This window comes from Methylobacterium sp. (assembly GCF_019750675.1).
GTDB lineage: Bacteria > Pseudomonadota > Alphaproteobacteria > Rhizobiales > Beijerinckiaceae > Methylobacterium.
In genome coordinates this window covers 1-5779 of the sequence record NZ_JAIEOF010000308.1, presented here as the reverse complement: position 1 = coordinate 5779, position 5779 = coordinate 1, and the positions used below count along the sequence as shown (strand labels likewise).

Annotated in this window: 5 protein-coding genes and 2 pseudogenes; all 7 read left to right on the top strand. The window is 72.7% G+C overall.

Going from position 1 to position 5779, the window contains the following annotated elements; translation table 11 throughout:
• Positions 1-315 (top strand): annotated as a pseudogene (locus tag K2X24_RS16195) (c-type cytochrome biogenesis protein CcmI); the annotation flags it as partial.
• A gap of 164 nt (positions 316-479) precedes the next feature.
• Positions 480-1037 carry a cytochrome c maturation protein CcmE gene (ccmE, locus tag K2X24_RS16190; RefSeq protein WP_292499379.1) on the top strand — a complete coding sequence of 186 codons (558 nt, stop codon included), beginning with the start codon at positions 480-482 and terminating at the stop codon, positions 1035-1037.
• Positions 1038-1098: 61 nt separating this feature from the next.
• Positions 1099-3102 carry a heme lyase CcmF/NrfE family subunit gene (locus K2X24_RS16185; RefSeq protein WP_292499378.1) on the top strand — a complete coding sequence of 668 codons (2004 nt, stop codon included), beginning with the start codon at positions 1099-1101 and terminating at the stop codon, positions 3100-3102.
• Positions 3099-3569 carry a cytochrome c-type biogenesis protein gene (locus K2X24_RS16180; RefSeq protein WP_292499377.1) on the top strand — a complete coding sequence of 157 codons (471 nt, stop codon included), beginning with the start codon at positions 3099-3101 and terminating at the stop codon, positions 3567-3569. The genes K2X24_RS16185 and K2X24_RS16180 overlap by 4 nt, the downstream gene beginning before the upstream one ends.
• A 150-nt stretch (positions 3570-3719) precedes the next feature.
• Entirely contained in the window at positions 3720-4403 is a 684-nt protein-coding gene (locus tag K2X24_RS16175; protein WP_292499376.1) for a DUF1007 family protein, read from the top strand.
• Entirely contained in the window at positions 4394-5401 is a 1008-nt protein-coding gene (locus tag K2X24_RS16170; RefSeq protein ID WP_292499375.1) for a nickel transporter, read from the top strand. The genes K2X24_RS16175 and K2X24_RS16170 overlap by 10 nt, the downstream gene beginning before the upstream one ends.
• A 93-nt stretch (positions 5402-5494) precedes the next feature.
• A pseudogene (locus K2X24_RS16165) lies at positions 5495-5779 on the top strand (hypothetical protein); the annotation flags it as partial.

Here is a 5779-nt window from a genome sequence, read left to right as displayed (position 1 = left end):
CGCGCGGGCACCGAGGCCGCCGTGGCCGCCGTCAAGGCGATGCCGGCCGCCGAGCGCGACGCGGCGATCCGCGCCATGGTGGCGGGCCTCGACCGGCGGCTCGCGGCCAAGGGCGGCAGCGTCGACGACTGGCTGCGCCTGGTGCGCTCCTACAGCGTGCTGGGCGAGCGCGAGCGGGCCGCCCAGATCCTCGACCGGGCGCGGATGGCGCTGAGCCCGGACCCGGGGGCGATCGAGCGCCTCGACGAGCTCTCGCGGGAACTCGACCTGCGCGGACAGGCGCCGAAGCCGCCCGCCCCCACGGGAAAACCGTAGGACGGCGCCCCCGCGCGCCGACCCGCCCCTGACAATCGGTCCCGGCCCCGGCCCTTGACCCGGCCGGGCACACGGCCGACACCGGAAGCGGCCGGATCCGATCCTGCATCATATCGCCGGGGCGCAACGACGCCCCCCACGCCACCGAGACGGAAGCGCCACCCGTGACCCGCAAGAGCCGCCGACTCGTCCTGATCGCTGCCTGCGGCGCCGTACTGGCCCTGGCCCTCGGCCTGATCCTGTCGGCGATGAGCGGATCGATCGTGTTCTTCCGCTCGCCCACCGAGGTCGCGGCCCAGACCGTGGCGCCGGGCACGCGCTTCCGCCTCGGCGGCCTGGTCAAGGACGGCTCCCTCCAGCGGGGGCCGGACCAGACCGTCGACTTCTCGGTGACCGACACCAACGCCACCGTGCAGGTGCAGTATCGTGGCCTGCTGCCCGACCTGTTCCGCGAGGGCCAGGGCGTGGTGGCCGAGGGCACGCTGGGGCCGGGCGGGGTGTTCCGCGCCGACACGGTGCTGGCCAAGCACGACGAATCCTACATGCCCCGCGAGGTCGCCGACGCCCTGAAGGCGCAGGGCCGCTGGCAGGAGGGCAAGGGCATGACGGACGCCAAGGTCCCCGACAGCAAGGTCCCCGGCAGCAAGCCGTCGGACATCAAGGCTTCCGAGAACGGAACTTCGGTGACCGACAAGACGCTCGGCCAGCGTAGCGAGCGATGATGCGCCGCGCAGACCGGTCTCTTTCAAACCGGCCCCTCTTAAACCGGAAGGACATCCCGCCTTGCTGATCGAGGTCGGCCATTTCGCGCTGGCGCTCGCGCTGGCCCTTTCCCTGGTCCAGGCGGTGATGCCGGTCTGGGCGGCGCGCTCGGGCGACCAGGCCCTGAGGTCCGTGGCGACGCCCGCCGCGCTCGGCGCCTTCGCCTGCATCCTGTTCTCGTTCGGGGCGCTCACCTACGCGCACGCCACGTCGGACTTCTCGGTCCTCAACGTGGTCGAGAACTCGCACACCGCCAAGCCCTTCCTCTACAAGCTGTCCGGCGTCTGGGGGAACCACGAGGGCTCGATGCTGCTCTGGGTCCTCATCCTGGCCCTGTTCGGGGCGCTGGTGGCGGTGGCGCGCGAGTCCGTGCCCCCAACCCTGCGGGCCAACACCCTGGCGGTGCAGGGGCTGATCACCTTCGTGTTCGTGCTGTTCATCATCACGACCTCGAACCCCTTCACGCGGGTGAACCCGGCACCGGTCGAGGGCAACGACCTCAACCCGCTGCTGCAGGATTTCGGCCTCGCGGTGCACCCGCCCCTCCTCTACGTCGGCTATGTCGGTTTCTCGATCACCTTCGCGTTCGCCATCGCGGCCCTGATCGACGGGCGCATCGACGCGGTCTGGGCACGGGCCGTGCGGCCCTGGACCCTGATCGCCTGGAGCTTCCTGACGCTCGGCATCGCGATGGGCTCGTACTGGGCCTATTACGAGCTCGGCTGGGGCGGCTGGTGGTTCTGGGACCCGGTCGAGAACGCCTCGCTGATGCCCTGGCTCGCCGGCACCGCCCTCCTCCACTCCACCGTGGTCATGGAGAAGCGCGACGCCCTGAAGGTCTGGACGGTGCTGCTGGCCATCCTCACCTTCTCACTCTCGCTGCTCGGCACCTTCATCGTGCGCTCGGGTGTGCTGACCTCGGTCCACACCTTCGCCACGGACCCGACGCGCGGCGTGTTCATCCTCGCCATCCTGATCCTGTTCATCGGCGGCTCGTTCACGCTGTTCGCCTGGCGGGCGCCGATGCTGCGCCAGGGCGGCATCTTCGCGCCGATCTCCCGCGAGGGCGCCCTCGTCATGAACAACCTGTTCCTGGCCGCCGCCTGCGCCACCGTGTTCGTCGGCACGCTCTATCCGCTGCTGCTGGAGATGCTCACCGCCGAGAAGATCTCGGTGGGCCCTCCCTTCTTCAACTACACCTTCATCCCGCTCGCGATCCCGCTCCTCCTCATCGTGCCGTTCGGCCAGACCCTGGCCTGGAAGCGCGGCGACGTGCATGCGGCGACCCAGCGCCTGTTCGCGGCGCTCGCCATCGCCCTCGTGATCGGCCTGGCCGTGCTGGCCCTGACCTGGGGCGGCCCGATGATGGCCCCCGTCGGCATCGGCCTCGGGGCCTACCTCGTGGTCGGCTCGGGCCTCGAGATCATCTCGCGGGCGCGGGGCTACGGCGCCAGCCGCACCCGGGGCGCCGCCGCGATCTGGCGCCGCGCCGCCGGCCTGCCGCGCTCCGCCTGGGGCACGGCGCTGGCGCATGCGGGCGTCGGAGTCGTGGTGCTCGGCATCGCCGCGCAGGGCTGGGCGACGGAGGGGCTGAAGACCGTGAAGCCCGGCGAATCCCTGGCCTCCGGCCCCTACGTGGCCACCCTCGACCGGGTCGGCCCCCGGCAGGGCGAGAACTACACCGAGACCACCGCCTTCCTCACCATCCGCAACGCCGGCGGCGACTTCGTCGGCACCGTGGAGACCGGCAAGCGCTTCTATCCGAGCCGCAAGATGACGGTGACGGAATCCGGCCTGCTCACCATCGGGGCGAGCCAGGTCTATGCCAGCCTGGGCGAAGTGCTCCCCGAGGGCGGTATCGGCCTGCGGCTCTACTACAAGCCCCTGGTGCTGCTGATCTGGCTCGGCGCGGTGGTCATGGCGCTCGGCGGCGCGGTCTCCCTCACCGACCGGCGCATGCGCGTCGGCGCGCCCGCACGGGCGAAGTCGAAGCCGCTTCCGCCCGGCATGGCGCCCGCCGAATGAACCGGCCTTCCCTGACGCGCGCCGCGGCGGCGCTAGCCCTCCTCCTCGCCCTGGCGGGCGGGGCCGGCGCGGTGCAACCGGACGAGGTCCTGAAGGACCCCGCCCTGGAGGCGCGCGCCCGGGACATCTCATCCGGCCTGCGCTGCCTCGTCTGCCAGAACCAGTCCATCGACGATTCCGATGCGCCCCTGGCCCGGGACCTGCGGCTCATCGTGCGCGAGCGCCTCAAGGCCGGCGACGACGACGCGCAGGTGCAATCCTACGTCGTCGGGCGCTACGGCGAATACGTGCTGCTGCGGCCCGTCTTCGCCCTGCACACCCTGCTCCTGTGGCTGACCCCCGGGCTGGTGGTGGCCCTCGGCCTGTTCGGGCTCTGGCGCCTCGCGCGCCGCCGGCCCGAGCCGGTGCCGCAGGGCCTCAGCCCCGAGGAGCAGGCGGAGATCGCCGCCCTGACCCGGCGCGACTGACGGCGCGTTCCCGCCTCGGTGAACGATCGCGCGCCGGGGCATGCCTCGCTTTCGCCCCAGTACCGGGGGAGATCTGGCCCGAACCGCCGACCCCCGGTCCCGCGTCGGCCTTAACGATGTCTTTACCCTGAGTCGCGAGCGTCCCGTGCCATGCCGATCGCGTCGCCGCACCGCCTCCTGAACCTCCTCGCGCCGACCCTGGCGGTGGCGCTTCTCGCGTCCCCTGCCCGCGCGCATCCCCATGTCTGGGTGACGACCAAGGCCGAGATCGCCTACGGCGAGGGCGGGCGGGTGACCGGCATCCGGCACGCCTGGACCTTCGATGCCTCCTATTCCGCCTTCGTGACCCAGGGTCTCGACAAGAACGGCGACGGTCGGCTCACGCCCGACGAACTCGCGGGGCTGGCGGCCGAGAATACCGGCAACCTCGCCGAGTTCGGCTACTTCACCAAGCTGAAGGTCGCGGGCAAGGAGCAGGCCTTCGCGGACCCCGCCGAGCCGCGCATGACGATGGACGGCGACAAGCTGACCCTGAGCTTCCTGCTGCCCCTCAAGGCGCCGGTGGCCCAGGGGCGCGGCGTCACCGCCGTCGAGGTCTACGACCCCACCTTCTTCGTCTCCTTCGCGCTGGCGGAGGGGGCGGACGCCGCGCGCCTCACCGGCGCCCCGAGCGGGTGCGCCGCCACGCTGACCCGCCCGAAGGGCGATCCGAGCGCGGACGGCAAGACGGCGGACGCCAAGCCCGGCATGTCGGAGGCGTTCTTCGAGGCCCTGACCTCGGCCTCGAATTACGGCCTCCAGTTCGCCAACCGGATCCTCGTCGCGTGTCCGTAGGCGCCGCCTTCGGAACCGCCCCGGCCGATCCGCGCCGGCACCTCGTCCGGCAGGCGCTCTTGGCGCTGATCGCCGTGGCTGTCGCGGCCCTGGTCCTGTCCGGCCTCGTCTGGCTGATCAGTCCCGGCGTCGCCGCGCCGCCGCCGCGCTCGCCCTTCGGCATCGGCTTTCGCGAGGCCGCCCCCCAGGCCACCGGCCTCGGCGGCTGGATCCTCGCCCTGCAATCGAGTTTCTCGCGCAGCCTCCAGGCGTCCGTCCGCGCCCTCAAGGAGGGCGGTGCCTGGGGGCCGATGATGCTGCTGGGCTTCAGTTACGGCGTCTTCCACGCTGCCGGGCCGGGCCACGGCAAGGCCGTCATCGCCGGCTATATCGTCGCCGGGGAACGCGCCCTGCTGCGCGGCTTCGGCTTGAGCTTCGCCGCCGCCCTGCTCCAGGCCCTGGTCGCCATCGCCCTCGTGGGGGTCGGGACCCTGCTGCTCGGCGCCACCGCCGCTGGCATGACCCGGGCCGGCACGGTGATCGAGACGGTGAGCTTCGCCCTCGTGGCGCTCCTCGGACTCGCCCTCACCTGGCGCAAGGCCGGACGGCTCGCCGGCCAGGACGCGGCGGCCTGCGCCCCCGGCTGCGGCCATGTCCATCTCACCGACGCGGCGGCCTTGAGCCGCCTCGCCACCTGGCGCGAACGCGCCGGGATCGTGCTGGCGGCGGGCACGCGCCCCTGCGCGGGGGCCGTGCTGATCCTCGTCTTCTCCGCCTCCCAGGGCCTGCTGGCCGCCGGCGTCGCGGCGACCTTCGCCATGGCGCTCGGCACCGCCCTCACCACCGGGGCGCTCGCGAGCCTCGCGGTCTTCGCCAAGGTCCTGGCCCTGCGCCTCGCGGGCGGACGCGGACGGACCGGGGCGCGGGCGGTCGGCGCCCTCGAACTCCTCGCGGGCGCCTTCGTGCTGGTGCTCGGCCTCGCCATGCTGGCGGGTCTGGCCGCCGACCTCGGCGGCTGACGCCGCGCCTCTTCGCCGACCGCCTCGCCAAGCCGGCCGGCCCGTGCCAGTCTTCCCCGGCAGCAGGGGAGCATGGGGCAGGAGAGAATGGCCATGACGTCGGGCTTCGAGCCGATCCTGAACTGGCGGCTCCTGGCCGGCTCGCACGATTTTCCCGGCCCGGACGGCGGCACCTGCATCAACGAGGCGGCCATCGTCGCCGCCGGCCTGCCCTACCGGGCGATCCGCGCCTCGGCCGATTGCCCGCCCTGCTTCTCGCGAGCCCTGGCCGCCTACGCCCTCGGGTTGAACGACGCCATGCCGGATGCCGAGCGCCCCCGGCTGATGGCCTTCGTGCTGCGCCTGGCCGGCTCGGCCGCCGATCCGGCCGTCGAGGCC